Below are 17,299 nucleotides of genomic sequence, written 5' to 3' on the forward strand. Positions count from 1 at the left end.
CAGGGTATCTAATCCTGTTCGCTCCCCACGCTTTCGTCCATCAGCGTCAATCCACTGGTAGTAACCTGCCTTCGCAATTGGTATTCCATGTAATATCTAAGCATTTCACCGCTACACTACATATTCTAGTTACTTCCCAGTAATTCAAGTTCAGCAGTATCAATGGCCGTTCCACCGTTGAGCGATGGGCTTTCACCACTGACTTACTAAACCGCCTACGGACCCTTTAAACCCAATGATTCCGGATAACGCTTGGATCCTCCGTATTACCGCGGCTGCTGGCACGGAGTTAGCCGATCCTTATTCTTACGATACCGTCAAGCTCCTACACGTAGGAGTGTTTCTTCTCGTACAAAAGCAGTTTACAATCCATAGGACCGTCATCCTGCACGCGGCATGGCTGGTTCAGACTTGCGTCCATTGACCAATATTCCTCACTGCTGCCTCCCGTAGGAGTCTGGTCCGTGTCTCAGTACCAGTGTGGGGGATCTCCCTCTCAGGACCCCTACCCATCGTGGCCTTGGTAAGCCGTTACCTTACCAACTAGCTAATGGGACGCATGCTCATCTTTCACCGTTGTGACTTTAATTATAAAGTGATGCCACTCTATAATACTATGAGGTATTAATCCAAATTTCTCTGGGCTATCCCTCTGTGAAAGGCAGATTGCATACGCGTTACGCACCCGTGCGCCGGTCTCTAGTTCCGAAGAACTATACCCCTCGACTTGCATGTGTTAAGCCTGCCGCTAGCGTTCATCCTGAGCCAGGATCAAACTCTTCATCGTATATTTTAATAATGTATATGCGATGCTTTTTTCTAGTCGGTTCTTTTCGAATCTCGCGATTCTATTACTCTTATTTTTTATTTGTTCCGATTTGCATCGGAACGGCTGTCAATTCAATATGTCTACGAACGTATTTTTATGTCTTTGCGCTTGTTTCTCAAAGCGGGTGCAAAACTAAAAATTCTTTTTGTTTCCTGCAAGAAAAATTTAAAAAATTTTGAAACTTTTTTTTCGTTTCATATTTTTGTTTTTCTTACCAGTCTATCAAGGAACTTTCCGTGTTTTGCGGGGTGCAAATGTAAAAGCATTTTTCAAATCTCACAAGCTTTTTCGAATCTTTTTTTTGAAAATTTCTTTTCGTTTGATTCTTATTTCCTGTCAGTATTTCTGTGAACGTTTTTCGCTGTTGCGGGTGCAAAAGTAGAACCTTTTTCCAGTTATTCAAGCTTTTTATCCATCTTTTTTTAATCTTTTTTTGCCTTTTTTCTTAACTCACTGGTAACAGCTTGTTTACATTTTAAAGTTTTTTATATTCCTGTGGGGTTTTTCTTTGTTTTGCTGTTTCCTGGGGTGGTTTGCCACGAAGGCACCAAGGCGCAAAGTCTCTTTTTCTGCTGTTTTTGCTCTCGCAAAGGCGCAAAGACGCTAAGTTTTTCTCTTTTCACTCCCTTTGGTTCTTCTGAAAACTTACTTCCTTCCTTGGAATTTCTTCTGAAAACCGATGTCCTAGCCTCGATAGTCCCGAAGCTTCGGGAGAAATCCTTTTTGTGCCGGGGTTCGGCACAAAAAGATTGCGGCGGATAGCGGGAAATTGCTCCTGAAAATTGAAATCCCAATTTTTGAAATTCCAAATTCCAATTACAATGTCTTAAATCTCATCTCTCATGTCCTTGTCACGCATTAGACGCACTGCGGTGCGTCTCTACGGGAAATCGAAATCACATTATTATATATATGTATAAAAAACAAACCCGACAGGTTTTGAAAACCTGTCGGGTTCGACACTCTTATATATTATAACAATAACTTAGTTTTACATGATACAATATACATATTAATCAAAACAAAAGAGCTTTACATATAACTATCATTTTAAAAGCCCTTTTTACTATTAGCTATTCTTCTATATACCACATCCTGTTTTCAGCATAACATATATTAAAGTAATCTTATACATATATATTGTATGTATTTTTCTAATCACTTATATTTGCATTCACAAAATTATAAACAATGATCAAGATTACTTTACCCGATGGGTCAATTAGGGAGTTCGCTCAGGGCGTAACTCCAATGGAGGTCGCTAAAAACATTAGCGAAGGTTTTGCAAGAAATGTCATTTCTGCATCTTTTAATGGTACAACTATTGAAACCGAGACTCCATTAACGACCGACGGTAATCTTATTTTATATACCTGGAATGATGCTGAAGGAAAAAAAGCTTTCTGGCATTCGACTTCGCACGTAATGGCTCAGGCTCTTGAGGAATTATATCCTGGAATTAAATTAACTCTAGGACCGGCAATTGCTAATGGTTTCTATTATGACGTGGATTTTGAAGATCAGAAAATTTCTGAGGCTGATTTTAAAAAAATCGAAGACCGTATTCTTGAAATCGCAAGAGGAAAATTTGATTTTAAAATGCGTCCGGTAACTAAGGCGGAAGCTTTAGAAATGTACAAAGACAACGTTTACAAGACTGAATTAATTTCGAATCTTGAGGACGGAACTATTACATTCTGCGACCACGCTACTTTTACTGATTTATGCCGTGGCGGACATATTCCGAATACCGGAATCATCAAGGCGGTAAAAATCATGAGTGTTGCCGGTGCTTACTGGAGAGGTGACGAGAAAAACAAACAGCTGACTCGTGTTTACGGAACTTCTTTCCCTAAACAAAAAGACTTAACGGAATATCTTGAACTTCTTGAAGAAGCTAAACGTCGTGATCATCGTAAATTAGGTAAAGAACTTGAGCTTTTTGCTTTTTCTCAAAAAGTAGGTCAAGGATTGCCTTTATGGTTACCAAAAGGAGCCGCACTTAGAGAGCGCTTAGAGCAATTTTTAAAGAGAGCTCAAAAGAAAGCTGGTTACGAACAAGTTGTTAGTCCACATATTGGTCAAAAGGAATTATATGTAACTTCTGGTCACTATGCTAAATATGGAGCAGATAGTTTTCAACCAATTCATACTCCGGCAGAAGGTGAAGAGTTTTTATTGAAACCAATGAACTGTCCTCACCACTGTGAGATTTACAATGTAAGACCTTGGTCTTATAAAGATTTACCTAAACGTTACGCTGAATTTGGTACAGTTTATAGATACGAACAATCTGGTGAATTGCACGGCTTAACTCGTGTAAGAGGATTTACTCAGGATGATGCCCATATTTTTTGTACCCCGGAACAATTAGACGAAGAATTCAAAAAAGTAATCGACCTTGTACTATATGTATTTGGCTCGTTAGGTTTTGAAAACTTTACTGCTCAGATTTCACTGAGAGATCAGGAGAACAGAGACAAATATATTGGAACTGATGAAAACTGGGAAAAAGCCGAAAATGCTATTATAAACGCCGCAAAAGATAAAGGACTTAATACTGTTGTAGAATATGGTGAAGCTGCATTTTACGGACCAAAGCTGGACTTCATGGTTAAGGACGCTTTAGGAAGACAATGGCAGCTTGGAACAATTCAGGTCGATTACAACCTTCCGGAACGTTTTGATCTGACATACAAAGGCGCTGATAATGAATTACATCGCCCTGTTATGATTCACAGAGCTCCTTTTGGATCAATGGAAAGATTTATAGCAATTTTACTAGAACATACTGCAGGAAATTTCCCACTTTGGCTAATGCCGGAACAGGCTATTATCTTGTCTTTGAGCGAGAAATACGAAAATTATGCGAAAAAAGTTTTAGATTTGCTAGAAAATCACGAAATTCGCGCCCTGATTGATAACCGAAATGAAACTATCGGTAAAAAGATCAGAGATGCAGAAATGCAAAAAATTCCATTTATGCTTATTGTTGGAGAAGAAGAAGAGAAAAACAATACGATCTCTATTCGCCGCCACGGTCAGGAAGGAAAAGGAAACATAACAGTTTCTATCGAAGAATTTGCTTCGATTGTAGACGAAGAAATAAAAAAGACATTAAAAGTATTTACAGTTTAACTTAAATTTAGAAAGTCATAGCAATAAAAAGTAACAGAGGTTTTCAACCTCGAGTAGAAAAAAAAGACGCACACAGAATAAACAATCTTATTCGTGTTCCTGAAGTACGTCTTGTAGGTGAAAACATTGAACCTGGGGTTTTTAAAATCGCTGATGCACTGCGTCTGGCTGACCAGTTCGAATTGGATCTGGTAGAAATTTCGCCAAATGCAGAACCACCGGTTTGTAAAATCATGGATTACAAAAAATTTGTTTACGAACAAAAGAAACGTGATAAAGCATTAAAAGCCAAATCATCTCAGGTTGTCGTAAAAGAAATCCGTTTTGGTCCTCAAACTGATGAGCACGATTATGAATTTAAAAGAAAAAATGCTGAGAAGTTCTTAAAAGAAGGAGCTAAATTAAAGGCATTCGTTTTCTTTAAAGGACGTTCGATCATTTACAAAGACCAAGGACAGATTTTATTATTACGTCTTGCTACAGATTTAGAAGAATACGGAAAAGTAGAAGCTATGCCGGTTCTGGAAGGAAAGAGAATGATTATGTTCATTGCTCCGAAGAAGAAAAAGTAAAACAGTTTAAAGTCTCAGCTTTCAGTTTTCGCACTGCATACTGGAAACCGAGACTGACAACTAAAAAAATAAGTAAGTAAGAATAAATTAAAACACTAGGAAAAATGCCTAAAATGAAAACAAAATCTAGCGCTAAGAAACGTTTTAAAGTTACTGGCTCTGGAAAGATAAAAAGAAAGCATGCTTTTAAAAGTCACATCTTGACTAAAAAATCTAAAAAACGTAAATTAGCTTTGACTCACTCAGCGCTAGTTCACCAAACAGATATGAAAAGCATTAAACAACAATTAAGAATTATCTAATAATTCTTTAGGTTAAAAAATTATTTATATAACCTTGGAGTATGGCTTTAAGTTCCTTTGATTCAATTCAGGACGCCTGCTACAAAAACACATTAAAATTATGCCAAGATCGGTAAATTCAGTTGCTAAAAGAGCAAGAAGAAAAAAAATAATGAAGCAAGCCAAAGGTTTCTTTGGAAGACGTAAAAACGTTTGGACAGTTGCTAAGAACGCGGTAGAGAAAGCAATGAGCTACGCTTACCGTGACAGAAAACAGAATAAGAGAAACTTCCGTTCATTATGGATTCAGCGTATTAACGCAGGAGCAAGATTAGAAGGAATGTCTTATTCTCAGTTTATGGGTAAAGTTAAAGCTAACGGAATCGAATTGAACCGTAAAGTTCTTGCAGATTTAGCTATGAACCACCCAGAAGCTTTCAAAGCAATTCTTAATAAAGTAAAATAAACGTTTTATAAACTCAATTTAAGATTACTTACTTATCATAAAAAAACCATTCGCTGCGGCGAATGGTTTTTTGTTTTTAATAAAAACTCCCTTAACTTTAATCGTTCTTAAAAAATAATTAATAATGTTTACACCTCTGCTAAATCATATTCAAAAATTCGTTGTACTGGAACAGGCAGAAATAAATACTTTAGAAAACTCTCTGAATTTGATAAAAGTAAAAAAGAAGGAACATTTACTAAAAGAGGGCCAGATCTGCAGCATGATCTATTTTATTGCAAAAGGCTGTGCCAGACAATACATAATAAATCCCAAAGGGGCCGAACAAACCCTTCAGTTTGCAATTGAGAACTGGTGGATAACTGATTATTTAAGTTACCACAATAATGTTCCCTCTCACTTTTACATTCAGACAGTTGAAAACTGCGAGATAATAGCACTGGATAAAAGTACTCTTGAAGCTTTATTAATTGAGATTCCTAAGCTTGAAAGATACTTTAGGATTGTTTCTCAAAAATCATTTGGTGCGGCTCAAATGCGTATTAAATTTCTGTTCACAATGTCAGCCGAAGAAAGATACCACCATTTTAACAATTTAAACCCGGATTTTGCCCAGCGCGTGCCACAATACATGCTTGCCTCCTATCTGGATTTCTCGGCAGAATTTATGAGCAAAATACGGGCAGGAAAAGTGTAAGCTCAATTCTTGAAGTAGTTCAAGTTTTTTTAAGTATACATAGAGGAACTTTGTATCAAACTTTTAAAACACATTGAAATGAAACCAAGAATTGTTATTCCACAGGCAGCTCCTGAAGCTTATCAGGCTTTAATGAATTTAGAAAAATATATTGCTTCAACTTCATTAACACCAACACACAAAGAACTCATCAAAATTCGTGCTTCTCAAATAAACGGCTGTGCATTTTGTATTAATATGCATACAGCAGATGCCCGAAAACAAGGCGAAACTGAACAGCGCATTTACCTGACCAGTGCATGGCGCGAAGCGGATGTTTTTACTGAAGAAGAAAAAGCAATTTTAGCTTTGACAGAGCAGGTTACCCTGATCAGTCAGCATGTTTCTGATGAAGTTTATCAAAATGCCGCGCGTTTGTTTACTGATCAATATTTAGCTGAAATTATCCTTGCCATTATCACTATTAACTCATGGAACCGATTAGCGATCACAACAGGATTAAGAGCGGTCTAATTCTTTTATAAGGATAATTTTTACAACATTTTACGGCATTCCCAAACTTTAACAACCCTCCCGCAAGAGGGTTTGTTTGTATCTACTTGTAAATGAATACCACATAAATACAAAACAAGTCATTTTACAAAAACAGGTATTTATACTCTTTCGTAAGAATTTAGATTTTTTATTTTTGGCGCATGATACCAAAAAACGCCCCAAATTTCTACCTTTTCCTAATCATTCTGCTGTTTTCTGCCTGCCAGAAAAAAGATTGTCATTCTGTTAATTCTAATCTTCAGACAGCAAAGATTACCAAACTCACTTTAAAAGCCAGACAGTCGCTAAATAATCAAAAAACAGACAGTGCTTTTTATTATTATAATGAAGTGAAGTCTATGTCTGATCCGGTCTTAAATCCGGAAATATATGTTATTACGCTAAACTCCATGGCCCTAATCCAGCAAAGCCAAAATGACTTTATTGGAAGTGAAACCACATTAAATGAAGCGCTGCCCTATTTAAAAAACCTGCGTAATAAAAAACACGTATGGAATGCTTATACCATTTTAGGAACCAATTACAGAAACACGTATCAGTTTAAAAAAGCATCCAATTACTTCAACAAAGCTTTATTATTAAATGTTGACGAATTAAAAAACATTTCTTCTCAGATTAATCTAGCCGAAGTTCTCATTGATGAAATTAAATATGCGGAAGCTTTAAAAATTCTGTTTTCTTTATCCGACAGAAAAAAAGTCATTGAAACACCAAGAATTCATGCTCAGATTCTTGACAGAATAGGATATTGCTCTGTTAAAACCGGAGACCCTGATGCTTATGTATTTCTTAAGGATGCTTTAGAACTCAGAACTCAATTAAAAGATAATTGGGAAACGGCTAAAAGCAGTTACAACCTGGCACTTTTTTATATTAACAGAGATCCTGATCTGGCTAAAAAATATATGAAAATAAGTTATGACCAATATAGTTCCGGAAATAACATTGACGGACGTATGGCTGCTCTTAAACTCATAATAGGCAACAGTCACGATGCTGAGCTAAAAAAACATTCTGTTATATACGTAGATTTAATAGACAGTATTTATGAAGTACGACAGAAAGCTAAAAATCAGTTTGCCAAAATTAAGTACAATTCCAAAAAAGAAAAAGATGAGAATTTGATCCTTAAAACAAATAAAGCAAAAAATGCGCTTCTGCTTGAAAAACAAAAGATCAGAAATATCATTTTATATATTATTATTCTACTAAGTCTGAGTCTGATTATAGCACTGTACTTCTTTTTTACTTCTAAGGCCAATAAAGACAAAATTGAAGCTGCCTATAAAATTGAAACGAAGATCGCCAAAAAGCTGCATGATGAACTGGCCAACGATATTTACCATACCATGGCATTTGCGGAGCATAAAAATCTTTCGTTAACCGAAAATAAGCAGCAGCTAATACAAAATCTGGAAGCCATTTATTCGAGAACCCGGGATATTTCAAAGGAAAATGATCAGATCATAAATGAAAGCTACTACTTTAATTTAAAGGAAATGATTATGGGTTTTGCCACACCCGGAATACATATTAATATAGACGGAATTGATTCTGTGTCCTGGCAATCGATTAATGCTGATAAAAAAAGAATTATATACCGAATACTGCAAGAGCTTTTGGTAAACATGAAAAAGCACAGTTTTGCGACAACCGCCGAAATAACTTTCAGGCCTATGGGCAAAAACACCATAGTTAGTTATTATGATAATGGAAAAGGTGTTGATATTCAGAATATAAATTTCAAAAACGGACTGCACAATATCGAAAATCAAATTGCGGTCATTAAAGGTGAAATACAGGTAAATTCAGCTGTAAATAAAGGTTTTAAAGTTGTTTTTAGTATTCCTCATTAATACCATACATGAAGCCATTTCTACTTTCAAAAAATAAGCTGTTTTTAGAATATTCTTTACTGGTGCTGTTTGTTTTACTAACAGCATCGGTAGCACTTTATGTATGTGTGCTTCATAAAACCGAAAACCCTGTTCTGAAAGAGAAAGCAAAAAATAATGCTGAGGAAATTAAAAAACTGATTGACCAGGCTGACGTGTATTTTGACGAAGATAACAGAGAACCGGCTATTATTGCTTACACCAAAGCAGCGGCTCTTTGTAATCCTGAAATTAACGCAACTGATTATGTCTATGCTTTATACTGTATAGCAGATCTTCATTATTCAAATTCTGATTACACTGCCAGTGAAATAGCTGCCGCAAAAGCCCTGCCTTACTTAAAATTCATTAAAAACCCCAGATATTCATGGCTTATTTATAACATACAGGGGTTAACTTATATGAGTACCTATGATTTTAGTAATGCTGAACTTTATTTTAAAAAAGCACTAAAATTGCCTACTACTTTATGGAGAAAACGTGTCGCACTGAACAATATCGCAGCTGTTTATAAAAACAAAAAGCAATATCAAAAGGCCATAGCAATCTATCAAATACTGGCAGCGAACATTCATACTTCAAAAAATAAAAATCTTGATGACAGTAACTATGCTTTTGTTCTCGATAATTTAGGATATTGTTACTATGAAACCGGAAAACATGACGAAGCCTTACAATGTTATTACAAGGCTTTAAAAATCAGGCAGCAGCCGGAGACCAGTGAAGGATTAGTAAACAGTTACAGACATCTGGCTGTATATTTTGAAAAAATAAATCCGCCCCTGGCTAAAAAATATGGAAAAGAAGCCTTTAAAACAGCCGTAAAAGTAAAATCTAAAACGGAAATCATACTTTGTTTAAACATACTCGTAAAGTCCTCAGAGGGAAATGATCTAAAAAAATACACACGGCAATACCTAAAAGTCACTGACAGTATTATGACGATTCAAAACACGAACAGAAATCCGTTTTCTTTCATGAAGTATGAATCTAAAATGAACAGGGAAGAAAATCTGCTCTTAAGAAAAGAAGAAGCTGAAAATGAGCTTTACCTGCAGCAGCATATAACCCGTAACACTATTTTGTCGATCATAATCATTTTTATTCTGGCATTTTTACTGCTCCTATCACTCTATTTGTCTCTAAAAGCTCAAAAAGAGAAAAAAGATGCTGTTTATGAAAGTGAAAACAGAATTTCTGAAAAACTCCGCAATGAACTTTCAAACGAAGTGTATACTTTACTTGGTTATGCTAAAAACAATGAACTTGAAAGCAGCACTAATAAAACGAACCTCTTAAATGATCTTGATAAGATTTATGGGCGCACCAGAACTATTTCGAGAGAAAACAGTTCTATCACAACTGATGAGAAATATGCAGTGAGGTTAAAAGAAATGATGTCCGGATTCAAAACCACCGGTCTAAGTTTAATACTCAACGGTTTAAATGAGGTAAACTGGAAAAAAATAGACCGGAATAAAAAAATTGTGATTTACAGGGTCCTTCAGGAAATACTGGTAAATATGACAATGCATAGTGATGCCTCTATTGCCAGCATCAATTTTAAAATTTACGGAAAACATTTAGTCATTAATTACGCAGACAATGGCAAAGGAACTGAACTTAACGACATAGCTAAAAGAGGGCTTCATATTATAGAAAAACGAATTTCAAATATAAGAGGAGAAGCAGCTTTTGATTCGAATCTGGACAACGGATTTAAGATTTATCTTAAAATTTTATTTTAGACATGCTGCAAGTAAACCTTTATTTAAAATATCAATTAAAAAAGTACCGGAAATACTGTATTCCTGCATGGTTATTTCTGAGCTTGCTGGTACAGTCCTGCGGAGAAAAAGCCGAAAAAAAAATCATTAAGAAAAACTATTCGGCTAAAATTGAAACACTAATCGCTAAAGCTGATACGTTTTATGATCGTGATGAACTTGACAGTTCTTTTCACTATTTTAATAAGGCTCAATTTCTGTGTGACCCGAAAACGGACTACGAAAAATATGTTTACTGTTTGTCTACTATGGCATTCATTCAAAGTATTAACGGCAATTATACAGCATGCGAAGAAACCCTTATAAAAACATTTCCTTATTTGGCTAAACTCAAAAAACCAATTTACGCCCGAAATGTTTACAGCTATCTGGCCATTAACTATGCCAATAATTATGATTTTGACAGTGCTTTGTTATACCATCAGAAGGCATTACATCTTCCTGGTACACCTTATAAAAAAGCAATAATTCTAAATGACATTGTACATATATACATAGCGCAAAAACGTTATCAAAAAGCTGCAGAGATACTGGAGATCTTAACCGCCAAAAAAATGGTATATAAAAAAGATCCCAAACTAAGCGATCAGTTTTATGCTTCGATGCTCAATAGTCTCGGGGTATGTTATTTTAATTTAAAAAAAACAAAAGCACTGGAAGTTGTTCTTAAAAGCCTGGCAATTAATATTAAACATAATAATCGTTTTATATTAATTTATAATTACAAAGTATTGGCAAACTATTACAAAAAGAGTAATCCGGAACTTGCTTTTCAATATGCAGAAAAATCGTATGAAACTGCTGTATCAGTACAATCTGATATAGCAAAAACAGATTGCCTTGCCCAATTAATAAAAATGGGTAAAGGAAATGACTTAAAAAAATACACCGCTGATTATATTACACTTACTGATAGTATAATAAAAGCCAGACAGGCCTCTAAAAATCAGTTTGCTAATGTAAAATATCTTTCACGAATAGACAGAGAAGAGAATTTAAAACTGAAAGCAGAAAAGGCTGAAAATGAACTTTATCTGCAGCAGCATAAAAACAGAAATACAATTGCTTTTGTTTTCATACTATTTACTTTAGGTCTGGTGATACTTTTGTCTTTTTTCTTATCTTCCAGAATAAAGAACGCAAAAAGAACTGCAGTTTATGAAAGCGAAAACAGGATCTCTGAAAAACTGCGAAACGAACTTTCAGATAAGGTTTACAATTCGCTGCAGTATGTTAAAAACTATGATCCTGAAACTCCTGTAAATAAAACAAAACTCTTGAATGATCTGGATAAAATTTACAGCCACACCAGAAATATTTCAAGAGAAAACAGTCCTGTAAGCACTGATGAGAAATATGTTTCCCGACTGAAGGAAATGATTTCGGGATTTAAAACCTCTGATATAAACATACTGCTAAACGGTTTAAATGAGGTAAACTGGTTAAAAATAGAAAAGAACAAAAAAATTGTACTTTACAGAGTTCTGCAGGAATTACTCGTAAATATGAGAAAATACAGCCAGGCTTCTCTGGTTGGAATTAATTTCAAAAAAACAGGAAAAAATATTGTTGTGAATTATACCGACAATGGAAAAGGCATAGGTACTGATCAAATTATATATAAAAATGGACTGCATACTATTGAAACCCGGATTCTTCAGCTTAAAGGCGATATGAATATTTCCTCGGATCCCAATCAGGGATTTAAAGTTTTTATTCAATTGCCCGCTTAAAATAGTATTTTAGTATCAAAGACCCAATAAATGAAATCCCCAGTTTTATTCAGAATTTTGATCCCTGCATTCCTTTTACTTGTAGTTTTTTCTGCCTGTGAAAAGAAAAAACAGGCTCTGACACAAAAAACGGATAATACTTATAAAATATACCGTCTTGCAAAAAAAGGGGATAGTCTCGCTAATATCTCACAATTTGATCTTTCGCTTTCTTACTTTGCTAAAGCTCAGCAGCTTTGTAATCCTAAAAAAAAGTATGCTAACCAGTATGTTTATATAACGGCGCGTATGGGATACATTTTGAATAGCATTGGAGATTATTATAATAGCGAAGATGTTTCAACAAAGGCACTGCCGTACTTAAAATATACGTCAAGACCCAGATACCACCAAATGCTGTATCATGCAATAGCCGATAATTATTATTCGACTTATGACTACGATAATGCTTTGATATACCATCAAAAATCATTAAAAACAGCTATATCGCAATTCAGGAAAGCGCAAATCAAATGTGATATAGGGTTTATTTATCTGCAGCAAAAAAAATATCCGGAGGCTATAGACATATTAGAAAAGTTAGCCAGGAAAAAAACCGAAGACAAAACAGATTCTTTAAATACAGAATATCAGCATGCCTTTGTACTATATACCCTGGGGCTTTCTTATCTGCGATTAGGCGGTCATCAAAAGGAAGCTTTGGACAACTTTACTAAAAGTTTAGAAATAAATCTAAAGTCAAATGACCCTTATTCTGTTGTTGGCGATTATCATGCCCTCTATCTGTATTACAAGAAATATAATAATCCAAAGCTGAAAAAACACTATGCCATTCTGGGATATATCGCTTCATGTCAGACCAATTTAATACCGTATCAAATAAACGCGTTACCTGAGGTAATTGAAGCAGAGGATGGTCAAAATGTGAAAAAATACATCGATCGTTTCATACAGCTAAAAGACAGTACCATTAAAAACGGGAACAGGTCTAAAAATCAATTCTCTAACATAAAATATTTTTCCAGAATCAACAAAGAAGAAAACTTAAAACTAAAGGCGGCAAAAGCAGAAAATGAGCTTCGTATGCAGCAGCATAAAAACCGTAATATTATTTTGTATGTTATTATTACTTTTATCCTTGGAGTTTTACTGTTACTCTCGTATTATTTAACATCAAAATCAAAAAAAGAAAAAAGAGAGGCTGTATATGAAAGTGAAAGCCGGATTTCTGAAAAACTCCGCAATGAACTTTCTAACAAAGTGTATAAGCTATTGCTTTACACCAAAAACAATGAACTCGAAACTACTATAAACAAAACCAGACTCTTAAATGATCTGGATGGTATTTATGCGCAGACCAGAAATATATCAAGGGAAAACAGTCCGGTTCATACTGACGAAAAATATACTCTCAGACTGAAAGAAATGATTTCGGGATTTAAAACTTCCGATATAAACATACTGCTAAACGGTTTAAATGAGGTGAACTGGATAAAAATGGAAAAGAACAAAAAAATTGTACTATACAGAGTTCTGCAGGAATTACTCGTAAATATGAAAAAATACAGCCAGGCTTCTCTGATTGGAATTAATTTCAAAAAAACAGGAAAAAATATTGTTGTGACTTACACTGACAACGGAAAAGGTATAAACACTGATAAAATTATTTATAAAAACGGACTCTATACTATTGAAAGCCGGATTCTTCAACTTAAAGGAAGTCTGAACATTAGCTCGGATCCCAATCAGGGATTTAAAGTTTTTATTCAACTGCCTCTGTAATTTTTTTTTAATGCCAATGCTCCAACAAATGAAATTTCCCATTTTTATCAGGATTTTAATTCCTTTATTCCTGTTACTTATTGTTTTTTCTGCCTGCGAAAAGAAACAGCAGACTGCAGTAAAAATACTGGATAATACCTACAAGATATACCGATTAGCCAAAACAGGAGACAGTCTGATTAAGGTTTCAAAACCCAATCTTGCACTTCCTTACTTTTATAAAGCCCAGCTGCTTTGCAATCCTAAAAAAAAATACGCCAATCAATATGTTTATATAACAGCACAAATAGGATATATTCTCTACAGAGCCGGAGACTATTACAACAGCGAAGCCGTTTCGACAAAGGCGCTTCCGTATTTAAAATATACATCAAGACCGAGATATCATCAGATGTTGTATCAGACAATAGCCGATAATTATTATTCAACTTTTAATTTCGATAATGCTTTGGTATACCATAAAAAATCATTAAAAACAGCTATATCCCAATTTCGAAAAGCACAAATAAAATCTAATATTGGATTTACCTATATGCAGCAAAAAAAATATCAGGAAGCTATTGATATCTTTGAAGAACTGGCCAGGAAAAAAACCGAAGACAAAACGGATCCTAAGAATACAGAATATCAATATGCCTATCTGTTATATAATCTGGGGCTTTGTTATCTGTATTTAGGCGATCATCAAAAATTAGCACTGGATTATCTCACTAAAAGTATGGAAATCATCCTTACAACCAATGACGATTATTTTTTATCCTGTAATTACCATACGCTCTACCAGTATCACAAAAAATACAACAACCCAAAACTAAAGAAATATTATGCCCTAAAAGGGTACGCCACCGCCTGTAAAGTAAAGTCAATACCTCTTCAGATGATTAATCTGGCCCATGTGATTGAAGCCGAAGATGATCGAAATGTAAAAAAATACATTGACCGTTATATCAAACTAAAGGACAGCGCCATGGCCAGTCATAAAACGGCAAAAAATCCATTCGCTAACCTAAAATATTATTCAAAATTAACTAAAGAAGAAAATCTTAAACTCAAAGCAGAAAAAGCAGAACATGAACTTTACCTTCAGCAGCAAAAAAAACGTAATATTATTTTATACATCATCATTGTTTTTGTTCTGGGACTTTTGCTGCTGTTGTGGTATTATTTGGCCGCAAAAACACAAAAAGAAAAAAGAGAGGTCGTTTATGAAAGTGAAAACAGAATTTCCGAAAAACTGCGAAACGAACTTTCAGACAAAGTTTACCGTTCGCTGCAGTATGTTAAAAACTACGAGCTTGAAACTATTCCAAATAGAAACAAGCTTTTGAATGATCTCGATAAAATCTACAACCAGACAAGAAATATTTCAAGGGAAAACAGTCCTGTTACTACTGACGAAAAATACGTTCTAAGCCTGAAAGAAATGATTTCCGGTTTTAAAACCTCCGATATGAATCTCATATTAAACGGACTAAATGACGTGAATTGGATAAAAATAGAACGAAATAAGAAAATTATAATTTACAGGATCCTGCAGGAAATACTGTTCAATATGAGAAATCACAGTAATGCCTCAATTGCAGGTATTAGTTTTAAAAACGACAAAAAAAACTTAAACATTACTTATACGGATAATGGCAGGGGAGTAAATCTGAACGGTATCGTGAAAAGAGGGCTTCAGATTATGGAGAACCGCATTTTAAATATAAAAGGAGAAGTATCTTTTAATTCGGATCCGGGCAACGGATTTAAGATATATCTTAAAATTCCGGTATAATTCATGAAAGTCTCAGATTTTAGAAAAAACAAGATGTTTTTAAAATACATCCTGATACTATTAACGGTATTACTTACCGGAGCACTTCTTTTATATCAATCGCACAAAACCAGTTTATTTCTTGCTGCAGCAAAACCTGTAAAAAAAGACAATTCGGCAGAAATAAATAAAAATATTGCTACAGGCGATTCTTTATTTGACCTTTATCAATATGATAGTGCTTTTGTTTACTTTAAAAAAGCCATTGCACTCTGTGATCCTGTTGACCAATATGTGGATGATTATGTTTATTCTGAATTATCTATTGCTAATTTGTATCAAAATATCAATAACTATATTGCCTGCGAAGAATCCTTACTAAAAATACTGCCTCTTTTAAAAAAAACTACCAAACCGAAATTCACTTATAATACTTACACTATTCTTGCTTATAATTATTATTTTACATACGACTTTAATAATGCGCTTCGATATCATAAAAAAGCGCTAAAACTTGCCCCTACTCCATTCAAAAAAATGGAGATAATTACGGACATCTGCCCCCCGCTTTCAGCACAAAAAAGACACAAAGAAATTATTGACATTTTAGAACCTTTAAGGAGAAGAAAAATCAAACACGAAACCGATTCTGCTAAAACAGATAACGTTTATTCTCTGCTGTTAAATAATCTGGGATTTAGTTATTATCAGCTTGGAAACCCAAAAGCTTTAGACTGTTTTAAAGAAAGCCTTGCCATACAGCTTAGGCTCAAACATCATTATGAACTTGTGAGTACCTACCGTAATCTGGCTATGGTTTATGCAAAAGAAGATCCTGACTTATCCAAAATGTATCTGAAAAAACAATATGAAGCCGCCTGTAAGGCAGTCTCTCCATCGTTTAAAGCAGATGCACTAGGCCGTTTAATTAAAAAATCTAAAGGAGAAGAGCTGAAAAAATATACTACTAATTATACAAAGCTATTTGACAGTATAACGGAAGACGAGCACCATATAAAAAATCAATTCTCTATAATTAAATATCAATCCAGAACAGATAAAGAAGAAAATTTAAAACTAAAAGCAGAAAAAGCAGAAAATGAATTGCTTATACAGCGTCATAAAAACCGAAATACAATCTTATCTATTGTTATTACTTTTATACTGGTAACTCTTTTACTTTTTCCATTTTTTTTATCTGTTAAAGGCAAAAAAGAAAAAAGGGAGGCCGTTTACGAGAGTGAAAGCAGGATTTCTGAAAAACTGAAAAACGAACTTTCAGATAAGGTTTACAGCTCGCTGCTGTACGTTAAAAATCAGGATCTTGAAACCACTGTAAATAAAACAAAGCTGTTGAATGATCTCGATAAAATTTACAGCCAGACCCGAAATATTTCAAGAGAAAACAGCCTTATTGCTACTAACGAAAAATACGCTGTGAGTCTGAAAGAAATGATTTCCGGCTTTAAAACTTCTAATGTGACTCTGATCTTAAACGGTCTGAGTGATGTAGACTGGACACCAATAGACCGGCATAAAAAAATTATAATTTACAGGATCCTGCAGGAAATACTGCTCAATATGAAAAATCATAGTAATGCCTCAATTGCCGGCGTTAGTTTTAAAAGTGACAAAAAAAACCTGAACATTACATATACGGATAATGGCAGGGGAGTAAATCTGAACCATATCATAAAAAGAGGACTTCAGATTGTGGAGAACCGTATTTTAAATATAAAAGGAGAAGTCTCCTTTAATTCAAATCTCAATCATGGTTTTAAGATATTTCTTAAAATTCCAATATAATT

The 17,299-nt window shown here is 34.6% G+C and carries 13 protein-coding genes and 1 rRNA gene; 12 read left to right on the top strand and 2 right to left on the bottom strand.

The features are described from left to right. Together ACODST_RS26045 and ACODST_RS26050 are read right to left on the bottom strand one after the other, a co-directional pair. A 16S ribosomal RNA gene (locus tag ACODST_RS26045) occupies positions 1-787 on the bottom strand; the annotation flags it as partial. A gap of 527 nt (positions 788-1,314) precedes the next feature. Beyond that, on the bottom strand, positions 1,315-1,638 hold the full coding sequence (locus ACODST_RS26050; RefSeq protein WP_488935022.1) for a hypothetical protein: 324 nt from the start codon (positions 1,636-1,638) through the stop codon (positions 1,315-1,317). 382 nt (positions 1,639-2,020) lie between these two features. Here ACODST_RS26050 and thrS point away from each other — a divergent pair, with 382 nt between their 5' ends. The 12 genes from thrS (at position 2,021) to ACODST_RS26110 (ending at position 17,297) form a co-directional block, all read left to right on the top strand. Continuing rightward, positions 2,021-3,967 carry a threonine--tRNA ligase gene (gene thrS / locus ACODST_RS26055; protein WP_488935023.1) on the top strand — a complete coding sequence of 649 codons (1,947 nt, stop codon included), beginning with the start codon at positions 2,021-2,023 and terminating at the stop codon, positions 3,965-3,967. A 17-nt stretch (positions 3,968-3,984) separates the two neighbouring features. Next, positions 3,985-4,539, top strand: coding sequence for a translation initiation factor IF-3 (gene infC / locus ACODST_RS26060; RefSeq protein WP_373921656.1), 555 nt, complete (start codon positions 3,985-3,987; stop codon positions 4,537-4,539). Between the two features lie 104 nt (positions 4,540-4,643). Beyond that, positions 4,644-4,841 carry a 50S ribosomal protein L35 gene (gene rpmI / locus ACODST_RS26065; protein ID WP_026727505.1) on the top strand — a complete coding sequence of 66 codons (198 nt, stop codon included), beginning with the start codon at positions 4,644-4,646 and terminating at the stop codon, positions 4,839-4,841. Positions 4,842-4,941: 100 nt separating this feature from the next. After that, positions 4,942-5,286: a 50S ribosomal protein L20 gene (rplT, locus tag ACODST_RS26070; RefSeq protein ID WP_008464948.1), complete on the top strand. Its 345-nt coding sequence runs from the start codon at positions 4,942-4,944 to the stop codon at positions 5,284-5,286. Positions 5,287-5,410: 124 nt separating this feature from the next. Beyond that, positions 5,411-5,983 carry a Crp/Fnr family transcriptional regulator gene (locus tag ACODST_RS26075; protein ID WP_488935024.1) on the top strand — a complete coding sequence of 191 codons (573 nt, stop codon included), beginning with the start codon at positions 5,411-5,413 and terminating at the stop codon, positions 5,981-5,983. Positions 5,984-6,061: 78 nt separating this feature from the next. After that, entirely contained in the window at positions 6,062-6,496 is a 435-nt protein-coding gene (locus ACODST_RS26080) for a carboxymuconolactone decarboxylase family protein (protein ID WP_488935025.1), read from the top strand. Between the two features lie 182 nt (positions 6,497-6,678). Beyond that, positions 6,679-8,394: a tetratricopeptide repeat-containing sensor histidine kinase gene (locus ACODST_RS26085; protein WP_488935026.1), complete on the top strand. Its 1,716-nt coding sequence runs from the start codon at positions 6,679-6,681 to the stop codon at positions 8,392-8,394. Positions 8,395-8,402: 8 nt separating this feature from the next. After that, positions 8,403-10,181, top strand: coding sequence for a tetratricopeptide repeat-containing sensor histidine kinase (locus ACODST_RS26090; RefSeq protein ID WP_488935027.1), 1,779 nt, complete (start codon positions 8,403-8,405; stop codon positions 10,179-10,181). A gap of 2 nt (positions 10,182-10,183) precedes the next feature. Beyond that, complete coding sequence (locus tag ACODST_RS26095; RefSeq protein ID WP_488935028.1) at positions 10,184-11,953, top strand: tetratricopeptide repeat-containing sensor histidine kinase; 1,770 nt, start codon at positions 10,184-10,186, stop codon at positions 11,951-11,953. A gap of 30 nt (positions 11,954-11,983) precedes the next feature. Next, the gene (locus ACODST_RS26100) at positions 11,984-13,735 is read left to right on the top strand and encodes a tetratricopeptide repeat-containing sensor histidine kinase (RefSeq protein ID WP_488935029.1); all 1,752 of its coding nucleotides are present in this window, start codon (positions 11,984-11,986) and stop codon (positions 13,733-13,735) included. Positions 13,736-13,763: 28 nt separating this feature from the next. Further along, positions 13,764-15,512 (top strand): ATP-binding protein, encoded by a 1,749-nt coding sequence (locus ACODST_RS26105; protein WP_488935030.1) that lies wholly within the window; start codon positions 13,764-13,766, stop codon positions 15,510-15,512. A 3-nt stretch (positions 15,513-15,515) separates the two neighbouring features. Then, on the top strand, positions 15,516-17,297 hold the full coding sequence (locus tag ACODST_RS26110; RefSeq protein WP_488935031.1) for an ATP-binding protein: 1,782 nt from the start codon (positions 15,516-15,518) through the stop codon (positions 17,295-17,297). Positions 17,298-17,299 lie beyond the last annotated feature (2 nt).

The sequence above is a fragment of the Flavobacterium sp. FG19 genome, assembly GCF_057809475.1.

Excerpts from the sequence above, each read along its gene's own strand:
- ACODST_RS26110 (WP_488935031.1), top strand. The coding sequence starts at position 15,516 with ATGAAAGTCTCAGATTTTAGAAAAAACAAGATGTTTTTAAAATACATC.
- ACODST_RS26075 (WP_488935024.1), top strand. The coding sequence starts at position 5,411 with ATGTTTACACCTCTGCTAAATCATATTCAAAAATTCGTTGTACTGGAA.
- rpmI (WP_026727505.1), top strand. The coding sequence starts at position 4,644 with ATGCCTAAAATGAAAACAAAATCTAGCGCTAAGAAACGTTTTAAAGTT.
- ACODST_RS26095 (WP_488935028.1), top strand. The coding sequence starts at position 10,184 with ATGCTGCAAGTAAACCTTTATTTAAAATATCAATTAAAAAAGTACCGG.
- ACODST_RS26105 (WP_488935030.1), top strand. The coding sequence starts at position 13,764 with ATGAAATTTCCCATTTTTATCAGGATTTTAATTCCTTTATTCCTGTTA.
- ACODST_RS26100 (WP_488935029.1), top strand. The coding sequence starts at position 11,984 with ATGAAATCCCCAGTTTTATTCAGAATTTTGATCCCTGCATTCCTTTTA.
- ACODST_RS26085 (WP_488935026.1), top strand. The coding sequence starts at position 6,679 with ATGATACCAAAAAACGCCCCAAATTTCTACCTTTTCCTAATCATTCTG.
- thrS (WP_488935023.1), top strand. The coding sequence starts at position 2,021 with ATGATCAAGATTACTTTACCCGATGGGTCAATTAGGGAGTTCGCTCAG.
- ACODST_RS26080 (WP_488935025.1), top strand. The coding sequence starts at position 6,062 with ATGAAACCAAGAATTGTTATTCCACAGGCAGCTCCTGAAGCTTATCAG.
- ACODST_RS26090 (WP_488935027.1), top strand. The coding sequence starts at position 8,403 with ATGAAGCCATTTCTACTTTCAAAAAATAAGCTGTTTTTAGAATATTCT.
- rplT (WP_008464948.1), top strand. The coding sequence starts at position 4,942 with ATGCCAAGATCGGTAAATTCAGTTGCTAAAAGAGCAAGAAGAAAAAAA.